Genomic DNA, 22,184 nt, shown 5'->3' on the forward strand with positions numbered 1-22,184 from the left:
ATCGCAATGCGCGCCGACAAGACCGACCAGAGCTTCACTTCAATGATCTATCTGGCCGCGGCCGCGATAAACTCCAGATGAATCCCAACAGACCCTAGACCACGCCGCCGAAGTCGATGCCTTCCTTGGCAAGCTCCTCAGCTTCCTCGGCGGACGCTGTCGGCTTCGTATCGAGGTAGGGGAGCTCAGACGCCGGCAGAATCGTGCGGATGTTCTGGCCGTCTGTCCGCGTGATGCGAGCAACCCAGCGCTTGGGCCCGTGCTCAAATCGTTCGATATGGTACTGCTTGTACGTAATCATGACTTTCGGACGCAACTGACGCTGACAGGATTTGTTCTATCCAACGTGGCGCCGCCGTACAATTGTTTCCTAAAATTAGGTTAAGGCCAGGGCACATGGACTGGCGGGCTTCAGGCAAAAAAGCAGCCTCAGGGACAACCCGAGGCCGAAGACACCTTCCCGCATCAGGCCGATACGCCACAAGGCCCTAGCGAACGAGCGACGCGCGCCGCGGTTCCTCCCGAGGGCGGCACCGGCCCGCGAACATGAGAAAGCAGGCGGACCGACTTTCGTCATTGACATGCCGAGTGGCGGTGCCGGTCGCCCCTTCGGTGGTTCTGCGCCTCCGCTTCATCAGCGCCTCGCCGACACCATGGTGTGTAATCTTCGAACCGTTCGGAGTGAACCGCACCCAAAAGTGAATGGTTGATGAATGCCCAATTCAGCGACCATTACTCGTAATAGCCATATGGTTGATCGGGGAGTTACACGGAGGACATAGACATGCTTGCAGCTATCGCCGGTGCGGCCCTCGCCCTCCAAATTGGCGTATCCGCTCCCCAGCCGGCCCCGCTCCAACAGGTCCAGTTTCGCGGCAGTCCAGACGGCGGCTGTCCGCACGGATATGACTTCAACTACTCCAACGGCCGTTGCTATCCCAACGCGTACAAGGCTCCCGGCGTCTACGCCAGGCCAATCCCTGACGATCCGCCGCGGGGCTATGGCTACTATCGATCTCAGAGGTATGGCGATCCAAGGTACGCGCCGGGCTATTACCCGCGCTACTAGCGTCGCGTCATTCGTTTCTAGAAATGCAGGTGCCTACGGCAGCGGCCCGCCAGCCCGTCAACGCGAGCCCTCGGCCAAGTGAGCGCGGACATAGTCCCAGATGACTTGCCTAACCTATCTTCAGCTTTCCGGGGCCGAGATTGTAGCCGGCACACTCAAGGGAGCTCCTCCAACCGAAACGGGCCCCATAGATTTCGATTGCGGAGCCATCCGCTTGCGCATCGTCGATCGATTGCGAGTGCGCCCTCTGGGGATGGAGGAGGTCATTTCCGACATCATTGCACTCTGCAGCGACTCGATCTTCGCAATCAGCGTAGACAGCTGCGAAGATACCTTCTTCACATCGACCCGTTCGTCCGTGATGCTCTGTCGCAGCGAAAGCAGCACCATTGAATCCGCCTGCAGCACAGCCGCGTTTTGTTGCAATGCCTGGTTGCTCTCCTGCAGCGAAGCCGTGTGTTGCTGCTGGGTCGACTGAATATCCTTCAAGGCAGCGACAACCGGATCCGGCTTTGGCGCTGAAGCCTCTTGCCGCGGTAGCAGATCAGCCAGGCTGCTCAGATTCAGCGATGGCAAGCCGGACGGCCATGTGTAGATCGCCGCCGCGCCGTTGATGGCCAGGGCACACACCGATAGCGCCATGACCGACGTCCGGCTGGACCGCTTGATCGGTTCTGGAGCGTCCAAGCATGCGGGTTCGTGTGCCGCGACTGCGGCTGCAAGTGCTGCGGGGTCGAGTTGTTCGACGAGGCCTTGCGTTTCGAAAGTCGCGGTCATTGCATTGACCTCAAATGAGCGAGCAAAAGGATGCCGCCGCCGGAACGTCCTCGCGACGCCTCCTCTACGCAACACCCACCTACAACTGCCTAAAATTGTGGGCTTTTCGGATTAATTCCACGTTAGCGGCTTGCCCGCCTGGCATGCCCCCTCACCCCGGCCGAGTACGGGGTCCATGCGATAGAATTGCGGTAACTCTGCACCCATTTGAGTTCAGGACAGGCCCGACTTTTTCAGGTCAAGTTCCGGTTCTCCGAAGCGAATGCTTTGCGTCTCGATAATGGAACAGCCTGCCCTGAACCGCTACAAAGCTACAGACAACTGCCCCGAAAAGTGTAGGATTCGAGAAAATCGGAGGAGCGGCATGTTTGAAATCAACGGTTTCGACACGGCAGGCGTCGTCAGTCTCAAGCGCGTATCCCTCGCCGCCGCCCTCAAGAAGGCCCGAGAACTGATCGCGGACGGGTGCTGGGACGTTCAGGTCGTTAATCCCGCAGGCCAAGTCTACACATCGTTTGAGGAAGAAGCCGCTTAATCGCCCCGCCTTAGGCGTTTTTCAGAAAGCACCCGCCAATCCGATCGCGCTTCGCGTGCCCCGGCCGTGGCGGCGATTGACATGAAAAACCCCAGCGCCTGGTGGCTGCGCTGGGGCGTTTTCGAAATATAAATCGGTAAAGCAATGAGGCCTTCTTAGCAGCGGTCTCGACAACCGCTTGTGAGCTACTTCACACGGCTCGGCTGAACTTTTCACACCCCCGTGACTATCCGCCTCGGCCGACGTTGGACGAGGCGCTATTGAGCCATCGCTCCGTTGCTTCATCGCTCCAGCCGGGGACCGCGAAGCGCACGCGAGAATTCACGTCCGAGCGAGGACGATCGGCCGCAGGATGGCGTGTCGCAGGATTGCCCGCACGGGCGTGATGCACCGTTGCGGCGCTTGCAGACGTGCACAGCACGATCAAGAGGCCCATGGCCAAAACAGAGCGCATCGTATCGGCTCCCATCAAGCAACCGCTCGGGTCTATGTGATACGCCAGCCGTCCCACCGCAATCCGACGCGGCTTCACAGCCAAGAGATGGAAGCGCGAACCGACCTCCACTCCCGCGCGCCATGCCGTTGCCAATCAACTCGTTTGGGAGCACGCTGCCCTCCAGGCGCGCAGACGCCACTCAGGGAGAAGCACATGAAGGAGCACGGCCTGGATAGTCGCCACCGGGACAAGGATGGCGCGATCAGCAAGAAGCACGGCAACACGCTGGTCGGCACGTTGCGCAAGATCTACGGAAAGGGTTTTGCCGCCGGTTATCCGGATACGACTGAACTCAATGAAGTGTTGCAACAATTGAACGAGACGTCGCTGAGCCAGTTGCGTCGCGATCACGACACCGGGCATCTCGGGCACAAGATCGACCACGTCCCGAAGTGACGGACTTCACTTAGCCAAACTTCAGGTAGTCGAAGCCGGCTCCGAAATTGCGGTGACGCCCAAACTTGTCACGCTGCGCCATCGCCGGCTGCAGCACCATTCAGATGACTGGACGATTCCGCGTATATTGAGCGCACTGTCGCCCTAACACCACTGGCCGCCTTATCGCGAAGAACGTCACTCACGCCCGATCTGCAGAAGACAACCGCTAGAACGGGATACCGCGGTTTGAGCATTTCGACGCCACGCGCTAGCATGAGCCTTTTTCAGGAGGCTCATTTGAACCCGTTCATCTTCATCGCCGTGATTGCATTGCTTGCTACCGCTCCCGCCCGCTCCCAGGCACTGGTCGATCCCAACAAGGTTGCACCCGAGTATCGCGAGGCGGCCGAGAAGCGGCGGGCCGAGCAGATGCGGCAGCGCGAGTGCGCGCTAAAGGCAGATCTCGAGAAGGTGCTGCCGAGGGATCGCACCGTCTATCTCAACCATTGCCTGGACACGATAGCGGCCAAGCAATAGCGCCGATATCTCAGCTTGTCGCGACGGGCAGATGATGTTTGGCCGGCCAGGTTTTGCGAACACCGCCAGCACATTCGCGCCGGCTGCGGAAAAACCTACCGGCGAAGCCCTGGAAGCGTTCAAGCTTTCTTCAGACATTTGGGATCACCTGACGATCCATTTCCATCAGTCATTGTCGACCGCGGATGAGTTTCGTCCAGATTCAGTGCACGCGCTGCAAGACCGTATTCCGCGATCGCGCCGGACGGTTGCAGGACGGGTATTCCAGGCAATGTCCGAGCTGCGAGGTGGTGCTGTTCTTCGCGGAGGACTCGCCGAACCCTCAGGTCAAGCAGGCCATGAAGCGCGCGCGCACAGCCCGCAAGGAGCAGCGCGAAACCGAAATGGCGAGGGCATCCGCGCCGCAGGCCCTTGTCAATTCTTCGCGGTCCCACGCCGGACGGACGCAGCAGCCGTCGGAGGACGAGGAGTAGCTTACGCCCGCCGGGGCTTCCTCGGAAACAGGCGGTCACGGATATAGCGCGAGGTCGGCGTCAGGCGGATGCCGCGCGGCTTCTGCCAGGCGGCGCGGTCGAGCTCGTTCTTGTCGCCGATCGCGAGCCTGCCTTTGGCGCCCTTCGCGATGAAGATCGCATCGCTCATCTTGCGGCCGGAGCGCTTGTTCCTGGCCGTCACTTCCTTCCAGAGGCTGATCCGGCCGAGCTTCAGCTTGGGCAGCTCTTCCTTGATCTCCCGCCGCAGGCAGTCCTTGTCGGACTCGCGCGCGCGCTTGCGGCCGCCCGGGAACATCCACAGCCCGTCCGACCGGCGTCTGACCAACAATACCTTGCCGCGCTTGGCGGCTACCAGCTTGGAAGACTTCGCCATTTCCGCCGTAATCGAAAACAGAATCGGACCCATGGTAACTTGTCTAGTCGAATAGACAAGTTCAGCCCGCCGCTTGATCACAGGCCGCTGGACCCTCAGGTCCGCCGGGTTACGGCAGGCCGATCGCGCCATTCGAGGCCCGAGATCAGGCCTCGTCCGCCTTTTGCCCCGCTCTTTCCCCTGCCCCCGCCTCTGCCCGGTCCTCCGTCCTGATCCAGGCCATCATCATCTCCCAGGCCACGGACAGGATGATCGGCCCGATGAACAGGCCGACGATGCCGTGGGCGAGCGTGCCGCCGATCACGCCGACGAAGATCACGATGGTCGGCGTGGTCAGGCCGCGCCCCATGACGAGCGGCTTCAACATGGTGTCGAGGAAGCCGACGAGGACGAGAAACACGGTGAGCAGCAGCGCCGTGGTAACGTCCTTGGCGGTCCAGATCCAGATGATCACCGGCAGCAGCACCAGGAAGGCGCCGATCTGCACGATCGAGAGCAGCAGCACGATGAAGGCGAGCAGGCCTGCGCTCGGCACGGCGGCGAGCTTGAAGCCGATTCCGGCCAGCAGCGCCTGCACGATCGCCACGCCGATCACGCCCTGCGCCACGGCGCGGATGGTGGCGCCGGCGAGCCCCAGGAAATGCTCGCTCTGCTCGGGCACGATGCGAAACAGGAAGCCGCGGCCGGCCGCAACCAGCCGCGGCCCGTGCGGAAACAGGAAGCCGGCCACGAACACCGAGACCAGGAACTGCAGCGTGCCGACGCCGGCGTCTCCCGCGAGCCCAAGCAACGGTCCCGCCAACGGCTGGAGATACGGCGCCACCTCGTGCAGCACCGCGCGGATGTTGTTGTAGGTCTGCTCCCAGAGGTCGAATAGCCAGGGGCCAATGAGCGGCCACGACTTGAGCCGCTCGGGCGCCGATTGAAGCGCGAGGTCGCCGGTGCCGAGCTGGCGCGCCAGCTCGCGCACGCCATCTACTGCGCTGATGCCGAGCCAGGTCGCAGGGCCAATGACGATGCCGAGCGTGATCAGGGTCAGGATCGCCGCTGCGGTCTTGGGCCGGCCGCCGAGGATCTTGGCGACCCAGCTGAAGGCCGGGTAGAACGCGACCGCGAGCACGCCGCTCCAGGCAAGGATCGGCACGAAGGGGCGGATGATCAGGAAGGTCCAGATGATCAACAGGCCGAGTAGGCCGACCCGGATCACGAGCTGGATGATGTCCTCGCCCGTCAGGAGTTGACGGAGACTTTTCACGGGCACGGCTTTCCTTGCGGCATTGACGCGGGTTCCGGCACTTGCTCGGTCCAGCGTTATTGCCAGCCGCGCATCCGGCGTCAAGACGACCGGTCCAGCCCGAGCCTGGCGACTAGGAACGCATCGGGCCATTCGGCATTCCGAGAGCATGGCGCGCCGTCCCAGAGATCCTGTCGCACACGCGGGAATTCACCGCGGCATCCACTTTTCGCTGAAGCGAAACGCCGCACCGGGCTATTGGCGCTACGCCTATGCCGTCGGCGACAGGGCCCGCTCCGGGCGAAGGCGGTTTGGCTAACGACGATTAACCGGATTTCGGCCGGCGGGTTTACGCCGATGCAAAGCCGTGCACCTACGCTTTCATTGAGATCCCCCAAACCGCTTTCGGTGCAATGGCCAACAGCATCTGGACGATTGAAGAATTCACCTGCGCGGGTTGCAGCATGAACTACACCGCGACGAGGGAAGAGCACGCCGAAGCGCATTCCGGCAGCTACAAGTGCAGCATCTGTAGCGGCGTGGTGCACACCTGGTCCGGCAAGCATCATTTCTTTGGCTGGGAAGCGGTGAAGACCAAGCCGCCGGTGTTCGGAAGGCGCTGGGCAGACGTGGGGCGGTAGGTTGAAACGACGAACCCGTTGAAGCAGTCGCGTTACGCCACTCAAACGTGTTCCTGGCGGACGCAGCCCGCTACTGCTGTCAACGCTGCCTGCGCGAAGTGCGGCTTCTGCTGCTCCGCCGCAACAGATAAACTCCCCTTCCCCGCAACTGAAGCCGACACGCAATGACCGCAGCTTTCGTTCCCCAGATCGCCCTCTACCGCACCTGGCTCGCCGAGCAGCGCGGCCTCACCTTCGCCAGCTACGAGGACATGCGGCAATGGTCGGTGCGCGATCTCGACGGCTTCTGGCGCAGCATCTGGGACTATTACGATCTGCAATCGCCGACGCCGTTCCAGGCCGTCATCACCGAGCGCAAGATGCCCGGCGCGGTCTGGTTTCCCGGCGCCCAGGTCAACTATGCCCGGCAGGTGTTCCGTCATGTGGACGCGGCCGACGCCGCCGGCCTGCCCGCGATTGTCAGCAGCGGCGAGGACGGCAAGCATAAAGAGACGAGCTGGCCGGAGCTGCGGCGCAAGGCGGCAGCGCTCGCGCTGCATCTGAAAGAAAAAGGCATCAAGCCCGGCGATCGCGTGGCTGCCTACCTGCCCAACATCCCCGAGACCATCATCGCGTTCCTGGCGAGCGCCAGCATCGGCGCGATCTGGAGCGTCTGCGCGCCCGATATGGCGGCCCCCGCCGTGATCGACCGTTTCAAGCAGATCGAGCCGAAAGTGCTGATCGCCTGCGACGCCGTCACCTATGCCGATCGACTGCACGATCGCAAAGACGTCCTCGCCGAGCTGCGGCGATCGCTGCCGACGGTCGAGCACGTCATCCTGCACAGCGAGGCCGTCGCGCCCGCAGCGCCGGACGCCCTGCTCTCCGATATCCTTGCAAGGACAAGTGCGGCGATCGACACGTTCGAACCGGCCTGGCTGCCGTTCGATCATCCGCTCTGGATCGTCTATTCCAGCGGCACCACGGGCCTGCCGAAGCCGATCGTGCACGGCCATGGCGGCATCGTCATCGTGGTGCTGGCGCTGCTGGGACTGCACAACGATCTCGGCTGCTCCTACCACGAGAACTCGTTCGGCGAGCGCTATCACTGGTACAGCTCGACCGGCTGGATCATGTGGAACAGCCAGGTCGGCGGCCTGCTCAATGGCACCACCTGCTGCATCTTCGACGGCAGTCCCGGCGGCGCCAGGGAGAAGCCGGACTGGACCACGCTGTGGCGCTTCGTCGCGCAGTCGAAAGCGACCTTCTTCGGTGCGGGCGCGGCGTTCTTCGCCAACTGCGCCAAGGCGGAAATCGACCTCGCCGCCGGTGATCTGTCGCGATTACGCTGTCTCGGCTCGACCGGTTCTCCGCTCAATGCCGACACGCAAGCCTGGTTCAACAACCGCTTCGCGGCGCTCTCGAAGACCAACGGCAGCAAGGCCCAGGCCGATATCTGGTGGGCCAACATCTCCGGCGGCACCGATTTCGCCGGGGCCTTCATTGGCGGCAACCGCGAACTGCCGCAGACGCCGGGCGCGATGCAGTGCCGTCTGCTGGGTGCTGCCGTGGAAGCCTTCAGCGACCAGGGCCGGGCCGTCATCGACGAGGTCGGGGAGCTCGTCTGCACCGAGCCGATGCCGTCGATGCCGCTCTATTTCTGGAACGACAAGGGCGATGTGCGCTATCGCGCGAGCTATTTCGAGACCTATCCGGACAATTTCGACGGCAGCGGCCGCGGGCCGGTGTGGCGGCACGGCGACTGGCTCAAGGTCGACCCGGACGGCTCCTGCATCATCTATGGCCGCAGCGATGCCACCATCAACCGGCACGGCCTGCGCATGGGTACGAGCGAACTTTACTCCGCGATCGAAGCCTTGCCGGAGGTGCTGGACTCGCTCGTCGTCGATCTCGAATATCTCGGCCGCGACAGCTACATGCCGCTGTTCGTCGTACTGCGCGACGGCGTCGCCTTCGACGGCGCGATGCGGGCGAGGATCAACAAGGCGATCGAGGCTGGCCTCTCCCGGCGATTCCTGCCGAACGAAATTTTCGCAGTCGCCGAGATTCCGCGCACGCTCTCGGGCAAGAAGCAGGAGCTGCCGATCAAGAAGCTACTGCTCGGCCAGCCCGTCGAGAAGGTCATCAACAGGGAGGCGATGGCCAATCCCGCCTGCCTCGACTGGTATCTCGCCTTCGCGCGCGACTATCTGGCGCGGACCGAGACTTGAGGGAGATCGGCCCAATTGCGCCGATGCCGTTTGGACTCCGTTCACCGATCGCCGCTAGAGCAGGATGGATCCTCACAACGAACGCGCGCCATGGCCGATCTCAACGCCGTCCTCACCAGACTCAATGACCGTCTGCTCCGCCTCGAGGGCGAGCTGTTCGTGCTGCGCTCGCTGGCCCGCGCGACGCTGACGGCGGGCGATGACCATGCGGCGCGGATGCGCAAGCTGGTCGAGGCCGCAAAGGTCGCGCTTGACGACGAGGCCGCGCGCGCCCTCGACAAGCCGACGCGCAAATATGTCGATGCGGCGACTGCGCTGGTGGAGGAATTGCTGGTCGAGCCGACCACGGCACGGCCGTTGTTCACCGTCATCGACGGCGGCCGGCGCGACTGAGCGCGTCAGATCGGATGCGTCGCGCCGACGTCCGCGGATTCAGCCTTGAGCCGGCTGAGGCCGGCCTCGATGATCGCGATCTCATCGTCGATCTGACCGATCGGCAGGCTGAAATCGTAGCCCGACCTGCTCTTCAGGTCGACCGCGAGCCGCTGTCTGTGCATCATCAGCTGGTCGAGGCCGCGCCGGTTCTTCAGTCGGACATAGACGTCGACGATCTGCTCAATCGCGCTCGGCATGAAATCGGTCCCGGCAAAAAAGCCCGCACGGCGCACCACGCCGGCGGGACAATTTCGGTGTCGCGGTACGCAATACAAATCCGCGACGGATTCGTCGATACGCCAAGCTGGTTGAGATCGTATTACCGTCCGATGATTTCGTGATGGCCCAGCACGAAAAAGCCGCTGGCGATCATGCCAGCGGCCAAAGCCGGGTTCGAAAACGGATACGGGTTGAAATTTCGCCAGCCCCGGTCGGTCCATGTTCTATCGGCAAACCGGGGTCCCGTATGTTAAAAACGAAACACAGGAACCGGCATATTCATCACTTGCCGTCCGAGCGTGGCGGCGCGGCAACGCTAGTCCGTGACGCAGAAGTATGTACGCGGCAGCCTGCGGTAGGCGCTGTAGCGGTAATACGGCCGGTACGCGTAGCCGCGATAAAGTGCCGGCGGCTCTAAAAATTGGTCACCGGCCCTTCCGCGCAGCGATAGGTGTCCCAGGTCGGGCCGATGAAGGGCGCCACCTCAACCTCAGGCGGGACCGCCGGATAGGGTGGTCCGCCGGCGCGCGCCGGAGTGGTCGCGATCAGTGCCGCGAGAAGGACAAGCCACGCGCTTCGCATGCGCACGCTCCAAGCCGGTGCCAAGCGCCCATGGAAGCACCGGACCGGCCGGCTCCGCAATCGCCAACTTCATCGCGCATCTGGGCCCCGGTGCATTGTTGATAACCGGCGCAAACGCCGCGCGGGTGGTGACAGGACGTCCGGACATGGTATCGGGGGATGACGCAGTTGCGAGACGGATCGGACCCCCATGCGCATTACCCTCGTCGGCTCCCGCCATTTCGGCGTGACCACCCTGAACATGTTCCGGGAGCACGGTGTCTCGATCGTTCGGGTCGTAGTGGCCGACGCGGAGGATCGCCTCGCCGCGACAGCCCGGGCGGCAGGCATCGACGTCATGGTCCAGGCCGACCCCAAGCTGGTGGTGGCCTCCGAGATCGCCCCCGACACCGATCTGATCGTCACCGCGCACAGCCATGCCCGGATCGGCAAGGACGCGCTCGCCGCGGCGAAGCTGGGCGGGATCGGCTATCATCCCTCGCTGCTGCCGCGCCATCGCGGCAAGGCCGCCGTGGAATGGACTATCAAGGAAGGCGATCCGATCGCCGGCGGCACGATCTATCACCTCGCCGACCGCATGGACGCCGGCGCCATCGCCGCCCAGGAATGGTGCTTCGTCAAGAAGGGCGAGACGGCACGGGAGCTGTGGGAGCGCGCACTTGCCCCGCTCGGGCTCAAATTGCTGGCCGACGTGATCGACTATGCCAAGGTCCACAAGGCGCTGCCGTCCAAGATTCAGGACGAGCAGTTCGCGACCTCGGCGCCAGCTCTTTCCTGAGTCGCTCTCCTGACGTTTACCCTTAACGTGAAGGGGCGTTGATTCTGCTTCGAAAATTGCAGCCGGAAACGCAAATAAACCATTGTTTCCACTGGAACAATTTTCGATTTGGCATTGCAACAAATTTCCGTCACATTTGGTCCCAATAAGCGTCAGTATATCAGACAGATTCAAGGACCAATTCATGCGTTTTGCTCGCATTGCGGCGTTCTGTGCCGCCTCAGTTATCACCCTCGCTGCGCCCGCTTTCGCCCAGACGCCCTATGACGGCAACTGGCAGGTCACCATCGTCACCAAGAGCGGTTCCTGCGAGCCGACCGCAAGCTCGTTGCTGACCGTTGCCGACGGCAAGATCACCGCCCCCGGCGCTAACGTTTCCGGCACCATCGGCCGGGAGGGTCTTGTGAAAGTTTCGATCAATGGCGCATATGCCAACGGTCAACTCAGCGGCAACGCCGGATCGGGAAAGTGGAATGGAGCATCTGCAGGCATACCGTGCAGCGGGCGATGGCAAGCATCGCGCCAATAAGCAATTCGGGACCACCGGCCTAAGCCGGCGGCTTCTGATCGCGGCCGCCGTTTTATTTGCGGCGGGGATTGCGAACTCTGAGAGCAAGGCGCAGTCCGGCCCGTTCGCCCCGCTTGCGGGCAGCTGGAGTGGCTCCGGCACGGTCACCCTGGATGACGGCTCGAGCGAGCGGATTCGCTGCCGGGCCAAATACATCCCGATCGGACCGACGATGGAGATGGCGCTGACCTGTGCCAGCGACGCCTACAAGTTCAACCTCGGCGCCAACGTCAGGGCTGAAGGCAGTGCCATCGCCGGCAGCTGGTCCGAGGCCAGCCGCAACATCTCTGGCTCGCTTTCGGGCCGCGGCGCCGGAGGAAACTACGAGTTGGTCGCCTCCGCCGCCGGCTTCAACGCCAACATCTCGCTGAAGACGATCGGCAACAAGCAAATCGTCACGATGCGCGCCGACAGCCAGTTCCGCGGCGCCAACATCTCGCTGACGCGCTAAGCCGATACAAGCAAATTACAATCGACCCGGCGACCTCGCCGGGTCGTTTTTTTATGCGTTCGGCACGAACGCCGTGACCTCGATCTCGACCTTGGCCCGGTCGTCCACGAGACCGCCGATGTAGAGCAAGGTCGAGGGCGGGAAATTGCGCCCCAGCGTTTCCTTCCAGGCCGCGCCGATGCCGGCCCCGGCTGCCTCATATTCGCTGCGGCTGGTCAGGTACCAGGTCAGGCGGACGATATGCTCGGGACCGGCGCCGGCCTCGCCCAGGAGCTTGATGATCCGCTCCAGCGCGGCCCCGACCTGCGCCGCCATGTTCGGCGCGTAATTGCCGGTCTCGTCGCCGCCGGTCTGCCCGGCCAGCACCACCCAGCGGCCCGGCCCCTCGGCCACGACACCATGGGAAAAGCCGCGCGGTTTTTTCCACTCGACCGGCTGCAATATCTGCATGAGCGAAGCCCTTCCGTTTTTGTCCTTGGTCGCTGATGCCTTAGCACGCCGCCGTGCATCGCTGCATCCGCAGATTTGGCCGTTGCAAACGGCGGCGATGTCGCCGATACCGGCCCTCCCTCAGGACCCTCGCCTCCCACACCAGCGCCGATGAACACGACACCGTCCAAAACGATGGCTGCCCTGTGGATGGCCGGCTGGCTGTCGCTGATGCTGGTCATGGCGGTGGCCGGGCGCGAGACCACGCGCGAGCTGAATGTTTTTCAAATCATGGAAGTGCGCTCGGTGATCGGGTTCACGCTCCTCCTGCCGATCATCTACCGGGCCGGAGGCTTCAAGGCGGTCGCGACCAAGCGCCTGCCCCAGCACCTCGCGCGCAACGGGGTCCATTATTTCGCACAGCTCGGCTGGTTCTACGCACTGACGCTGATCGGAATCGGCCAGGTGGTGGCAATTGAATTCACCATGCCGATCTGGACGGCGCTGCTGGCCGCAACTTTCCTGTCCGAACACATGAGCGTCTGGAAGATCGCCGCCATCGCGCTCGGCATCGTCGGCGTCGTCATGATCGTGCGGCCCGCCACGGGCGAGATCAATCCGGGCCAGTTGATCGCGCTGGGGGCCGCGATCGGCTTCAGTATCTCCATGATATTGGCGAAATCGCTGACCCGAACGGAGAGCGCATTGTCGATCCTGTTCTGGATGATTGTGGTGCAGTTTGTCGTGGGCCTGCTGCCGACGCTCTATGTCTGGACCTGGCCGTCGGCCTCGCTGTGGGGCTGGCTCTTCGTCATCGGGGTGTGCGGCACTTTTTCGCACTACTGCCTCGCCAGCGCGCTCAGGTACGCAGATGCGACCATCGTGGTGCCGATGGACTTTTTGCGGGTTCCACTCACGGCAACCGTCGGCTGGCTGCTCTATTCGGAGCGGCTCGATGCCTGGACCGTATTCGGCGCGGCGCTGATCCTGTGCGGTAATCTCCTGAATTTGAAGCCGGCTTCAGCAGTTCCCGCCCGCGCGCAGTGAACCTCGCCCGGCCTCGCGCGACAAAACAAAGTGGCTGTGTGATTTGGATCACGTTGGACGGGCATTCGCTCATGCAACAGTCCACCGCCAAGCAACGGGTGACGGTCGTTTTGCTTGCACGGAGCCGGGCGATTTCGTGTAGGTTTGCTGCCAATTTGTTGCTGCCTGCAATTCGATTCTGTTGGGGATTTCAGATGCGCACTCTCACCCTCCTCGCTTCGCTGATGTGCATGGCGTTGTCGGTCAGCGCCGCGAAGGCCGACCGCCGTGTTGCCTTCGTCGTCGGCAACGGCACCTACAAGAACGTCGCGCAATTGCCGAACCCGCCGATCGACGCCAAGGCGATGGCGGCGACGCTGCGCAATGTCGGCTTCGATGTGATCGAAGGTTCGAACCTCACCCGCGACCAGATGACGGAGAAGCTGCTGGACTTCGGCCGCAAGGCGCAGGGCTCCGATGTCGCAGTGTTCTATTATGCCGGTCACGGCATCGCGGTCGGCGGCTCCAACTATCTCCTGCCGGTTGACGCCGACATCAAATCGGAGATGGACGTCAAGCTCGGTGCCGCCATCAACATCGACCTGACGCTGGAGCAGACCATGGGCGACGCCAAGGTCAAGCTCGTCTTCCTCGATGCCTGCCGCGACAATCCGTTCGCTGCCAAGATCAAGTCGAACTCCGCGACCCGCAGCGTCAACGTGCAGAGCGGTCTTGCCGAGATGAAGTCCGGCGAAGGTACGCTGATCGCGTTCGCCACCGGCCCGGGCCAGACCGCGCTCGACGGCCAGGAGGGCAACAACAGCCCGTTCACCCGTGCGCTGATCGACAACATCACCAAGCCTGGTATCGAGATCCAGCAGGCGATGACGTCGGTGCGCGCCCAGGTCAACGAGGAGACCCACAAGGGTCAGCTGCCCTGGGGCCACACCAATCTGATTGGCGCAGTGTATCTCAACCAGGCGCCCACGACCCAGGTTGCCAATGCGGCACCGACGGCGGCTGGCGTCGTGCCGGCGGCGACCGGCGGCAATTCGGACGGTGTCGAGCTCGAATACTGGCGCTCGGTCAAGGAGAGCAACAAGCCGGAAGAACTCAACGCCTACCTCTCCGCCTACCCAAACGGCCAGTTCAAGGCGCTGGCGCTGGCGCGGCTCGCCGCGATCAAGAGCGGCCCGTCGACGACGACCCGTAACCTGAACGCCGGTGTCGATCCCGCGACCTTCACCGACGACGCCAGCCAGCTGACCGAGGACCAGATCGGCCTCGACAAGGGTCAGCGCCGCGACGTGCAGCGCCGCCTGACGGGGCTCGGCTTCGACATCAAGGTCACTGGTGCCTTCAGCGACGACACCCGTACGGTGCTCAAGCGCTGGCAGGCGGCACGTGGCTATCCGTCGACCGGCTACCTCAACAAGCTCCAGCACAAGGCCCTGCTCTCCGAGATCGTGGCCACCACGCCGACGGCGAGCGACGAAAGCGCAAAACCAGCCCGGCGCGCCAGCGCCCCTGCCCCGAGCGCACCGGCCCAGCATCGCGGCGGCGATCCCGGCGCGGCCTTCGTCGGCGGTGTCGTCGGCGGCATGATGGGCGGCATGTTCCGCCGCTGAGGCGAGGACCAGATCGCAAGCACAAAAGCCCAGTTCGCGCCGGGCTTTTTCGTTGCGAGTCCCTCAGCCAGCTGGCGCCTACTTCCCAGCGGCTTTCCGCAACGCGTCGTTGATGCGGTCCTGCCAGCCGGATCCACCTGCCTGGAAATGCTCCAGCACGTCCTGATCGATCCGCAGCGTGACCTGCTCCTTGACCCCCGGGGCTACGTTCTGCTTCGGCGGCGCCACTGCGACCTTGGTCGTCACCTTCTTGAACGCCGCCTCGGCCTCGGTCCTGGCATCGCCGAGCGTGCGCGGCCGCCTCGGTGGTTGATCAGCCATGTCCTAGATTCCCTCAAACAGTGCCGTCGAAAGATACCGTTCGGAGAAGGACGGCACTATAGCCAGAATAGTTTTTCCCGCAGCTTCCGGCCGCTTGCCGATCTGTAGCGCAGCCGCAATGGCAGCGCCGGAGGAGATGCCGCCAGGAATACCCTCATGCCGCGCCAGCGCGCGGGAGGTCTCGATCGCCGTTGTCGAGTTGATCTTGACGATCTCGTCGATAACAGAACGGTCGAGGATGTCGGGCACGAAGCCGGCGCCGATACCCTGGATCTTGTGCGGCGTGTGCTGGCCGCCCGACAGTACCGGACTTTCCTCGGGCTCGACCGCGACCACCTGCAGCGAGGGCTTGCGCGGCTTGAGCACCTGGCCGACGCCGGTGATGGTGCCGCCGGTGCCGACGCCAGCGACGAAGAAGTCGATATTGCCGCCGGTGTCGTTCCATATCTCCTCCGCGGTGGTACGGCGATGCACCTCGGGATTGGCGAGATTCTTGAACTGCTGCGGCATGACCGAATTCGGCGTCGTCTTCAACAGCTCTTCGGCCGTCGCGATCGCGCCCTTCATGCCCTGCGCCGCCGGTGTCAGCACGAGCTCAGCGCCGAGAAAGGCCAGCATCTTGCGCCGTTCGATCGACATCGACTCCGGCATGACCAGCTTGAGCCTGTAGCCGCGCGACGCCGCGACGAAGGCCAGCGCGATGCCGGTATTGCCGGAGGTCGGCTCGATCAGCACGGTGTCGGGCTTGACGATGCCGGCCTTCTCCATGGCGATGATCATGGCCGCGCCGATGCGGTCCTTCACGCTGGCGGCCGGATTGAAGTATTCAAGTTTTGCCAAAATGGTCGCGTTGACGCCGTGCATGGCCGGCAGCCGTCGCAGGCGAACGACCGGCGTGTCGCCAAAAGCATCGACGATCGAGTCGTAGATCCGGCCGCGGCCGGGTTGGTGCGCTGCACCCGTGCTGGACGATGCGTCCATGATGAACTCCGTGTGACGACAATTTGCGCTTCTGTCGCGTCTCTTGCGCAGTTACAGACAGCCTGCGACGACAGGCAAGCGACATTGCATGTTAAATACGCTGCATCGCAAAATCGCGTGAGCTTTAATTATCAGAAAACCAACGCATTTGTGTTGCGACCTCGTCAACTGATTCTGCTTATGTTAGACTTACGTCTCGAAGCAGGAAGGTCACCACGATGTCAGCAGTCGCTGAAGTGTTGTCGACCGTCACACACCATGGCTATCCGCGTTGTAGCGCGTTGCCTACCTGTCCCGTCTGCGCCGACTCCATGGTCGCAGCCGAAGCTTCAGCGTATGTGTCGGACCACGTGATCAGCTATCTCTGGACCTGCGACAATTGCGGTTATGGCTTCGTGACCAAGCATGCCGTCAAGCAACATTTCGTGTGCAACTGACCCTGTGCAGTCGAGCTAGCGTGGGGCGATGTCGCCCCTCGCCCAGTCCTCGCACGTACGCTGATAGAACTCCTCGAACGTTCCCCGTGCGACCGCGTCCCTGATACCCTGCATCAGGAACTGGTAATAAGCGACATTGATCTCGGACAGCAGCATCGCACCCAGCGTCTCGCCCGCCTTGACGAGGTGGTGCAAATAGGCGCGCGCGTAGGTGCGCGCCGACGGCCACGAGCTCTCTTCGTCGAGCGGACGCGGATCGTCGGCGTGGCGGGCGTTGCGCAAATTCACCTGGCCGAAGCGTGTGAACGCAACGCCATGCCGGCCATTGCGCGTCGGCATCACGCAATCGAACATGTCGATGCCGCGCTTGACCGCCTGGAGCATGTCGTCCGGCGTGCCGACACCCATCAGATAGCGCGGTCGCTCCCTCGGCAGCAGCGGCGCGGTCTCGTCGATCATCGCCAGCATCACGGCCTGCGGCTCGCCGACGGCGAGGCCGCCGATCGCATAGCCGTGGAAACCGATCTCGATGAGGCCCTGCGCACTGGCATGGCGAAGCTGCGGTATGTCGCCGCCCTGCACGATGCCGAACAGCATGTAGCCCTCGGGCGCGCTCTCGAAGGCGCGCTTGCTCCGCTCGGCCCAGCGCAGCGACAATTGCATCGCGCGGTCGATGTCGGCGCGCTCGGCCGGCAGCCGCACGCATTCGTCCATCTGCATGGCGATGTCGGAGCCGAGCAAACGCTGCACCTCGATCGAGCGCTCCGGCGACAACTCGACCTTAGCGCCGTCGATATGCGAACGGAATGTGACGGCGTGCTCGCTGACCTTGCGCAAATCCGCCAGCGACATCACCTGGAAGCCGCCGGAATCCGTCAGCATCGGGCCGTTCCAGCCGGTGAATGTCTGCAGGCCGCCCAGCGCCGCGATCCGCTCCGCGCCGGGACGCAGCATCAGATGATAGGTGTTGCCGAGCACGATGTCGGTACCGGCCTCACGCACCTCGCGCCAGTGCATGCCCTTCATCGCGCCGGCGGTGCCGACCGGCATGAAGGCGGGCGTGCGCACCACACCGTGCGGCGTGGTCAGGCGGCCGGTGCGCGCGGCGCCATCGGTGGCGAGCAGTTCGAAATGATTGGGCAGACCGGTGTCAGGACGATTCATGAGGGTGCTTATTGCGTGTCGGAGCAGGCCGATCAACCCGCTCGGGCGATGCTTGCGCCGGCTTGTGCATCAGACTGGGACAGAACGGACACGGATATTTGCATCCGCTTCCCTTGTTAAACAAAACGATACAGTGTAGTTTTATCTGGGGTTGGACGAGCTGCCGCGGCGATGTTGCCGGCGGCGGTAGATGCGTGATCGTCAGCCACCGACAATGCCCTTCCCTTCAAGTTCGAGTGAGATGTCCGGCCGTTCGCATGGCTGGACGAGGCAGACGGGCGCCCGCCTGATCGGATTCCTGGTGTGCAGCCTGGCGCTCGGCGCCTGCACCTCCCTGCCCCGCACGCCCTATACCGCCGCTGAAGCCAGCACCTCGCGGGTGCTCGATATTGACGGCCTCCGTCGCTACGCCGACGAACCCATCGCGAAATTCAGCTTCGAGAAGGACACCGGCACCGCGACGAAGTCCTACCTGGCTCTGTCTGGCGGCGGCGCCGATGGCGCCTACGGCGTCGGCGTGCTCAACGGCTGGACCGCGGCCAGAACCCGTCCAGCCTTCTCGGTCGTCTCGGGTGTGAGCACCGGCGGCCTGATTGCACCCTTTGCGTTTCTCGGCTCGCAATATGACGAGACGCTCAAGGAGGTCTACACCAGCGGTATCGCGGAGAGCCTGTTGAGCGATCCCAGCATCATGCGCGTGCTGTTCGGATCCGGCCTGTTCGGCAACACGCGGCTGCGCGAGCTCGTCGCCCGCTATGTCGGGCCGGAGATCATGGCGCAGGTTGCGCGCGAAAACGCCAAGGGCCGCAGGCTGCTGATCGTGACGACCGATCTCGACACCCAGCGCACCGCCATCTGGGACATGGGCAAGATCGCCGCGGTCGGCACGCCCGAGGCGCTAAAGCTGTTTCGCGACGTGATGGCGGCCTCCGCCAGCATACCGCTGGTGTTTCCGCCGATCATGATCGACGCCGAAGGCCAGGGCCGCAGGTTTCAGGAGATGCATGTCGACGGCGGCGTGACGGCCCCGGTGCTGACGCTGCCGGAAGCCCTGCTTTTCCAGGGCAGTCGCCTGCCCGGCACCGCGAAATTGGACATCTACATCCTCGTCAACAAGAAGATCGAACGCAACTTCGAGCTCGTCTCGAACAGCACCATCGACGTCGCCTCACGCAGCCTGTCGTCGATCACCCAGTCCCAGACCCGTTCGATCATCTTCTCGACCTATGATTTCGCCAAGCGCAACCGCCTGGGTTTCCATCTCTCCTACATCGCGCGCGACTATCCCGCGCCGGTCTCGGAAGGATTCGACACCGCCTATATGCGGGCGCTGTATCAGTACGGATATGAGAAGGCGGCGGCCGGCCAGGCCTGGACTTCGACGCTTCCGTGAGGCCCTCACGGAGGAACGAGGTCTTACCGAGACCGTTGACGATACGACCAATTCGGCCAGATTGGCGATGACGCCCCGGCTGCTGCGCGTTATAGAGCAATGATCGATGTCAGAAACGCGCAGGAATCATCGGGCATGGGATTGACTGCGACCAAGACAAGACCGGCGGCGCCCCGGCGCGAGGTGCCGAAATCGCGCGGCGGCCGGCCGACCAAAAGTGCCGCGATCGAGCGGGATCAACGGTTGATTGAGGTCGCCACCCGCCTGTTCCTGGATCGCGGCTTTGACGCGACCTCGCTCGATGCGGTCGCGGAAGCAGCACGCGTCAGCAAACCCACGGTTTATTCCCGTTACGGCGACAAGCGCGGCCTGTTCGCGGCCGTGCTGAGGCGCGAAATCGCGCGCTGGCTTGCGCCGCTGTCGGCAGCCGCGGAAACGCAGATCAGCAGCGCCTCGAACATTTCGGTCGAGCAGCGGCTGGTCGCGATCGGGCGCGAGATGCTGACATTCACCTGCGGTCCCGACGCCGTCGCCTTCAGCCGCATGATGACGTCACAGGCCATCAACTTTCCCGATGTCGCCAAGCTCGGCAAAGAGGAAGGCTGGCTCAAGGCCGTCGCCACCACGGCGCGCTTCTTCGACCATCTGATGGCGCAAAGTGCGCTCGACGTCGACGACACGACCATCGCGGCCGAGGTGTTCCTCGACGTCGTCGTCGGTCACAATCATCGCCTGGCGACGTTTGGAACGCCGCCGGAGATGAAGGTCGCGGAAAAACGAATGCGCGCTGCGATCAAGCTGTTTTTGGCCGGTGCGCTCGGACCGGCGGACCGCGTCCAGAGCGCCGCCAAGAGCACGCAGCAGCGGCGGCGTCCGTCCCGCTGACAATTCCGTGAGGTTGCGATCTTTTCCGAGTGGACCCGCGCACGCGCCGTTGACCAAAACAAAACGATACGGTATGGTTTAATTATAGGGCGATGCGGATCGCTTTTTCACCAGCCCCAAAGAGGTCCGCACCGCTTCGATCGCCGCGGCGGGTACAGCCCGTCACGACGTTCAGCGGCCGACCGATGCCCAAGGTCGGCCGCAAATTCTTTACGATCATCCGGCACACTCGCTGGCCGAGAGTTTCGAGCATGACGACAGCCAAACCATGGACCTCGGGATTGCTTGCGATCGCCCTGTCCGCAGTCCTCCTTGCAGCGCCGGCGCGGGCGATCGTGAGCACGGGCACGCCGACCGCGCTTCACGGCGAGACAGATGGTGACGCCGAGGCCGATCGCCAAGCGGTCAGCCGCGAGATCGAGCGCTTCCGCAGCTCGTCGATCTCGATCAGCCAGGCCATGGCGATTGCGGAATCCCGCCACGCCGGTGCCACCACGGCGGATGTGAGTTTCGACGGAGCCTCCGGCGTGCCGGTCTACCGGGTGAAGACCCTGCACAACGACCGGATCTGGCGCCACACCATCAATGCCGCGACCGGCGAACTCGTCGGCGGCGAAGCTGCCCTCCCCCTCGCCGAGCTCGATCTCGACGACCGCAGCAACCTCGCGGCGCTCGGTGCCATCAAGCACCGCCTTGCGGATGCCGTGCACGTCGCCGAACGTGCGGCCTCCGGCAAGGCGATCAGCGGCGGGCTGGTGCGCGAAGGCGGCCGGCTGAATTTTGCGATCGTCGTCATCAGTGGCGACAACCTCAAGGAGGTCATCCTCGAACCGCCGGGCGCCCGGACCAGATAGCGGCGGCCCCAATCCCGCCGAAAAACCATTGACGACCGCAAGACTCTCCCCCATAAGTCGCCGCCATGTTCACGACCACCAAACGCACGACTAAAACCACCACGGCCTTCGGGGCCCGGGGAGGCGTGCGCGTGTAGTCGTCGACTAGAACGCAATCCACTCTACCGAAGCCCCGCCCTCGTTGGTCCGGGGCTTTTTTGTTGTCTAAATTCTCAATTCAATGGAGGACAAAGTGAGTAACGATCCCGTCGTCGCGATTGTCGGCGTCACCGGTGCGGTGGGCGCCGAATTCATCGCCACCATGGACAAGCGCGGCTTTCGCGTCGGCAAGCTCAAGGCGTTGGCAAGCGCCCGCTCGGCCGGCAAGACGGTGTCGTTCCGCGGGCAAAAAATCCTCATCGAGGAGCTGACCGAGCGCGCCTTCGAAGGCGTCGACATCGCCCTGTTTTCCGCCGGCGGCAGCATCTCGAAGAAGTTCGCTCCCATCGCTGTAAAGGCAGGCGCCGTCGTGGTCGACAATTCCTCCGCCTTCCGCATGGACCCGAACGTGCCGCTGGTGATTCCGGAGGTCAACGGCAACCGCATCCGCGACCACAAGGGCATCATCGCCAACCCGAACTGTGCCGCAATCACCGCGCTGGTGCCGCTGTGGCCGATCCACCAAAGCAACCGCATCAAGCGCGTGATCATCTCGACCTACCAGGCGGCAAGCGGCGCCGGTGCCGCCGCGATGGAGGAGCTCGTCGAGTCCACCCGCGCCAATCTCAACGGGCAGGCCTACGCGCCCAAGGTGATGCCGCATCCCTACGCCTTCAACCTCTTCAACCACAACACGGCGATCGATCCTGACACCGGCTACAACGACGAAGAGACCAAGGTCATCAAGGAAACCCGCAAGATCTTCGAGGACGACAAGATCGCGATCGGCGTCACCTGCGTGCGCGTGCCGGTGCTGCGGGCTCATTGCGAGGCCATCACCTTCGAATGCGAGAAGCCGATCAGCGAAGACCAGGTCCGCGCCATCATGGCGCAGGCGCTCGGCGTCAAGGTGGTCGACGACCGCGTGAAGAACCACTTCCCGATGCCGATCGACGCCTCGGGCCAGGACGACGTCCTGGTCGGCCGGATCCGCAAGGATCTCAGCGACCCCTCTGGGCATTCGATCTCGATGTTCGTGGCGGCGGATCAGCTGCTCAAGGGCGCCGCGTTGAACGCGGTGCAGATCGCGGAGCTGTTGCCGCTGCGCGTGATGGCGTAACGGGTACGTCGGGTGGGCACGGCGCTACACG

28 protein-coding genes are annotated in these 22,184 nt (G+C 63.4%); 18 read left to right on the forward strand and 10 right to left on the reverse strand.

Translation table 11 applies throughout. The annotated features are described in order from the left end of the window. Positions 1–94: 94 nt before the first annotated feature. The gene (locus IVA74_RS11950) at positions 95–301 is read right to left on the reverse strand and encodes a hypothetical protein (protein WP_247343340.1); all 207 of its coding nucleotides are present in this window, start codon (positions 299–301) and stop codon (positions 95–97) included. Between the two features lie 483 nt (positions 302–784). Here IVA74_RS11950 and IVA74_RS11955 point away from each other — a divergent pair, with 483 nt between their 5' ends. Further along, positions 785–1,069, forward strand: a complete 285-nt coding sequence (locus IVA74_RS11955; RefSeq protein WP_247343342.1) for a hypothetical protein — start codon at positions 785–787, stop codon at positions 1,067–1,069. Positions 1,070–1,189: 120 nt separating this feature from the next. On the opposite strand, the gene IVA74_RS11960 is transcribed toward IVA74_RS11955, so the two are convergent. Further along, complete coding sequence (locus tag IVA74_RS11960) at positions 1,190–1,846, reverse strand: hypothetical protein (protein WP_247343346.1); 657 nt, start codon at positions 1,844–1,846, stop codon at positions 1,190–1,192. Between the two features lie 364 nt (positions 1,847–2,210). Here IVA74_RS11960 and IVA74_RS11965 point away from each other — a divergent pair, with 364 nt between their 5' ends. The 4 genes from IVA74_RS11965 (at position 2,211) to IVA74_RS11980 (ending at position 4,265) form a co-directional block, all read left to right on the forward strand. After that, positions 2,211–2,381 (forward strand): hypothetical protein, encoded by a 171-nt coding sequence (locus tag IVA74_RS11965; protein ID WP_247343349.1) that lies wholly within the window; start codon positions 2,211–2,213, stop codon positions 2,379–2,381. Between the two features lie 649 nt (positions 2,382–3,030). Next, a complete protein-coding gene (locus tag IVA74_RS11970; protein ID WP_247343353.1) occupies positions 3,031–3,273 on the forward strand; it encodes a hypothetical protein in 243 nt (80 codons plus the stop codon). Positions 3,274–3,552: 279 nt separating this feature from the next. After that, positions 3,553–3,792 carry a hypothetical protein gene (locus IVA74_RS11975; RefSeq protein ID WP_247343355.1) on the forward strand — a complete coding sequence of 80 codons (240 nt, stop codon included), beginning with the start codon at positions 3,553–3,555 and terminating at the stop codon, positions 3,790–3,792. Positions 3,793–3,977: 185 nt separating this feature from the next. After that, positions 3,978–4,265, forward strand: coding sequence for a Zn-ribbon domain-containing protein (locus tag IVA74_RS11980; protein ID WP_247343358.1), 288 nt, complete (start codon positions 3,978–3,980; stop codon positions 4,263–4,265). A 1-nt stretch (position 4,266) separates the two neighbouring features. Here IVA74_RS11980 and IVA74_RS11985 read toward each other — a convergent pair whose 3' ends face one another. After that, complete coding sequence (locus tag IVA74_RS11985) at positions 4,267–4,692, reverse strand: NUDIX hydrolase (protein ID WP_247343360.1); 426 nt, start codon at positions 4,690–4,692, stop codon at positions 4,267–4,269. 112 nt (positions 4,693–4,804) lie between these two features. Next, complete coding sequence (locus tag IVA74_RS11990) at positions 4,805–5,914, reverse strand: AI-2E family transporter (RefSeq protein ID WP_247343364.1); 1,110 nt, start codon at positions 5,912–5,914, stop codon at positions 4,805–4,807. A gap of 392 nt (positions 5,915–6,306) precedes the next feature. On the opposite strand from IVA74_RS11990, the gene IVA74_RS11995 reads away from it, so the two are divergent. The 3 genes from IVA74_RS11995 to IVA74_RS12005 all read left to right on the forward strand — a co-directional run bounded on the left by IVA74_RS11995 (position 6,307) and on the right by IVA74_RS12005 (position 9,137). Continuing rightward, positions 6,307–6,534, forward strand: coding sequence for a hypothetical protein (locus IVA74_RS11995; RefSeq protein ID WP_247343368.1), 228 nt, complete (start codon positions 6,307–6,309; stop codon positions 6,532–6,534). 164 nt (positions 6,535–6,698) lie between these two features. Then, the gene (locus tag IVA74_RS12000) at positions 6,699–8,744 is read left to right on the forward strand and encodes an acetoacetate--CoA ligase (protein ID WP_247343371.1); all 2,046 of its coding nucleotides are present in this window, start codon (positions 6,699–6,701) and stop codon (positions 8,742–8,744) included. Between the two features lie 90 nt (positions 8,745–8,834). Beyond that, positions 8,835–9,137, forward strand: coding sequence for a hypothetical protein (locus IVA74_RS12005; RefSeq protein ID WP_247343374.1), 303 nt, complete (start codon positions 8,835–8,837; stop codon positions 9,135–9,137). A 5-nt stretch (positions 9,138–9,142) separates the two neighbouring features. On the opposite strand, the gene IVA74_RS12010 is transcribed toward IVA74_RS12005, so the two are convergent. Continuing rightward, complete coding sequence (locus tag IVA74_RS12010; protein WP_247343377.1) at positions 9,143–9,376, reverse strand: hypothetical protein; 234 nt, start codon at positions 9,374–9,376, stop codon at positions 9,143–9,145. 436 nt (positions 9,377–9,812) lie between these two features. Continuing rightward, positions 9,813–9,980, reverse strand: a complete 168-nt coding sequence (locus IVA74_RS12015) for a hypothetical protein (RefSeq protein ID WP_247343380.1) — start codon at positions 9,978–9,980, stop codon at positions 9,813–9,815. A gap of 190 nt (positions 9,981–10,170) precedes the next feature. On the opposite strand from IVA74_RS12015, the gene IVA74_RS12020 reads away from it, so the two are divergent. From IVA74_RS12020 to IVA74_RS12030, 3 genes are all read left to right on the forward strand, one after another. Continuing rightward, the gene (locus tag IVA74_RS12020) at positions 10,171–10,758 is read left to right on the forward strand and encodes a formyltransferase family protein (RefSeq protein WP_247343382.1); all 588 of its coding nucleotides are present in this window, start codon (positions 10,171–10,173) and stop codon (positions 10,756–10,758) included. A gap of 184 nt (positions 10,759–10,942) precedes the next feature. Then, entirely contained in the window at positions 10,943–11,287 is a 345-nt protein-coding gene (locus IVA74_RS12025; protein WP_247343384.1) for a hypothetical protein, read from the forward strand. After that, positions 11,232–11,777 carry a hypothetical protein gene (locus IVA74_RS12030; RefSeq protein ID WP_247343387.1) on the forward strand — a complete coding sequence of 182 codons (546 nt, stop codon included), beginning with the start codon at positions 11,232–11,234 and terminating at the stop codon, positions 11,775–11,777. Before IVA74_RS12025 ends, IVA74_RS12030 begins: the two co-directional genes overlap by 56 nt. A gap of 51 nt (positions 11,778–11,828) precedes the next feature. Here the strand turns inward: IVA74_RS12030 and IVA74_RS12035 are convergent, their stop codons facing one another. Continuing rightward, positions 11,829–12,227, reverse strand: coding sequence for a RidA family protein (locus IVA74_RS12035; RefSeq protein ID WP_247343390.1), 399 nt, complete (start codon positions 12,225–12,227; stop codon positions 11,829–11,831). Between the two features lie 150 nt (positions 12,228–12,377). Here IVA74_RS12035 and IVA74_RS12040 point away from each other — a divergent pair, with 150 nt between their 5' ends. Both IVA74_RS12040 and IVA74_RS12045 read left to right on the forward strand, forming a co-directional pair. Further along, positions 12,378–13,253: a DMT family transporter gene (locus tag IVA74_RS12040; RefSeq protein WP_247343393.1), complete on the forward strand. Its 876-nt coding sequence runs from the start codon at positions 12,378–12,380 to the stop codon at positions 13,251–13,253. Positions 13,254–13,447: 194 nt separating this feature from the next. Then, a complete protein-coding gene (locus tag IVA74_RS12045) occupies positions 13,448–14,860 on the forward strand; it encodes a caspase family protein (RefSeq protein ID WP_247343398.1) in 1,413 nt (470 codons plus the stop codon). Positions 14,861–14,938: 78 nt separating this feature from the next. Here the strand turns inward: IVA74_RS12045 and IVA74_RS12050 are convergent, their stop codons facing one another. Continuing rightward, positions 14,939–15,181, reverse strand: a complete 243-nt coding sequence (locus IVA74_RS12050) for a BrnA antitoxin family protein (protein WP_247343401.1) — start codon at positions 15,179–15,181, stop codon at positions 14,939–14,941. 3 nt (positions 15,182–15,184) lie between these two features. After that, positions 15,185–16,162, reverse strand: a complete 978-nt coding sequence (gene cysK / locus IVA74_RS12055; RefSeq protein WP_247343404.1) for a cysteine synthase A — start codon at positions 16,160–16,162, stop codon at positions 15,185–15,187. 218 nt (positions 16,163–16,380) lie between these two features. Between cysK and IVA74_RS12060 the strand changes: the two genes are divergently transcribed. Beyond that, positions 16,381–16,599 carry a hypothetical protein gene (locus IVA74_RS12060; RefSeq protein ID WP_247343408.1) on the forward strand — a complete coding sequence of 73 codons (219 nt, stop codon included), beginning with the start codon at positions 16,381–16,383 and terminating at the stop codon, positions 16,597–16,599. Between the two features lie 15 nt (positions 16,600–16,614). Here the strand turns inward: IVA74_RS12060 and tgt are convergent, their stop codons facing one another. After that, positions 16,615–17,763 (reverse strand): tRNA guanosine(34) transglycosylase Tgt, encoded by a 1,149-nt coding sequence (gene tgt / locus IVA74_RS12065; protein ID WP_247343411.1) that lies wholly within the window; start codon positions 17,761–17,763, stop codon positions 16,615–16,617. Between the two features lie 241 nt (positions 17,764–18,004). Here tgt and IVA74_RS12070 point away from each other — a divergent pair, with 241 nt between their 5' ends. From IVA74_RS12070 to IVA74_RS12085, 4 genes are all read left to right on the forward strand, one after another. Beyond that, complete coding sequence (locus IVA74_RS12070; RefSeq protein WP_247343414.1) at positions 18,005–19,156, forward strand: patatin-like phospholipase family protein; 1,152 nt, start codon at positions 18,005–18,007, stop codon at positions 19,154–19,156. A gap of 135 nt (positions 19,157–19,291) precedes the next feature. Beyond that, positions 19,292–20,041: a TetR/AcrR family transcriptional regulator gene (locus IVA74_RS12075; protein ID WP_247343416.1), complete on the forward strand. Its 750-nt coding sequence runs from the start codon at positions 19,292–19,294 to the stop codon at positions 20,039–20,041. Positions 20,042–20,292: 251 nt separating this feature from the next. Then, a complete protein-coding gene (locus IVA74_RS12080; RefSeq protein ID WP_247343419.1) occupies positions 20,293–20,895 on the forward strand; it encodes a PepSY domain-containing protein in 603 nt (200 codons plus the stop codon). Positions 20,896–21,115: 220 nt separating this feature from the next. Next, positions 21,116–22,153 (forward strand): aspartate-semialdehyde dehydrogenase, encoded by a 1,038-nt coding sequence (locus IVA74_RS12085; RefSeq protein WP_247343421.1) that lies wholly within the window; start codon positions 21,116–21,118, stop codon positions 22,151–22,153. Positions 22,154–22,184 lie beyond the last annotated feature (31 nt).

This window comes from Bradyrhizobium sp. 132, assembly GCF_023074185.1.
In the GTDB taxonomy this organism is placed as follows: domain Bacteria; phylum Pseudomonadota; class Alphaproteobacteria; order Rhizobiales; family Xanthobacteraceae; genus Bradyrhizobium.